The sequence below is a fragment of the Aquipuribacter aurantiacus genome (genome assembly GCF_051216895.1).
Lineage (GTDB): Bacteria > Actinomycetota > Actinomycetes > Actinomycetales > JBBAYJ01 > Aquipuribacter.
In genome coordinates, this window is record NZ_JBPKAO010000045.1 from 1 (window position 1) to 618 (window position 618).

General features: G+C 71.5%; 1 pseudogene. It reads right to left on the reverse strand.

Features of this window, described 5'->3' with window-relative positions:
* Nucleotides 1–591: pseudogene (locus ACR80Q_RS18375) on the reverse strand (hypothetical protein); the annotation flags it as partial.
* Nucleotides 592–618 lie beyond the last annotated feature (27 nt).

The following is a 618-nucleotide window of genomic DNA, read 5'->3' on the forward strand; positions in this document are numbered from 1 at the left end:
GGTGAGGGGATGGATCAGGTCGGGGTGAATGACGGAGTGGGGGTCGCCGTCGCCGACGACCTCGAGGTAGACGTGGTTGGCGAGGCGGCCGCGGGTGAGCATCGTGTACAGCTGCTGCCGCGACAGACCCCCCGGCCCCTGACCCTGGGATGACCCGCCGGCGAGGCCGTGCATAGTGTCGACCGAGACACCCTGGGCGCTGTGCACGGTCGTGGCGTAACCCAGCTCGGTGGAGGCCTGCACGTACGCCGCTGGGAGGACGACGGTGCGTCCGGTGCGGACGTGCCGGGCGGTCACCGCCCCGCCGTCGTGGACCCGGGTGAGGGTCCAGCGGTCGCCGTTCTTCACCCAGTCCGTCGACGTGGTNCCGAGCTCAGTGGAGGCCTGCACGTAGGCGGCCGGCAGGACGACGGTGCGTCCGGTACGGATGTGCCGGGCGGTCACCGCCCCGCCGTCATGGACCCGGGTGAGGGTCCAGCGGTCGCCGTTCTTCACCCAGTCCGTCGACGTGGTCCGAAGCGTCCGGTCGTTGGTCCGGGTGATGAGCAGGTCCCCGACGCTGGCCTCGTTCCCGTCGGCCAACCGCACCACCCCTTCCTCTGCAGCAGCGGGGGAGGG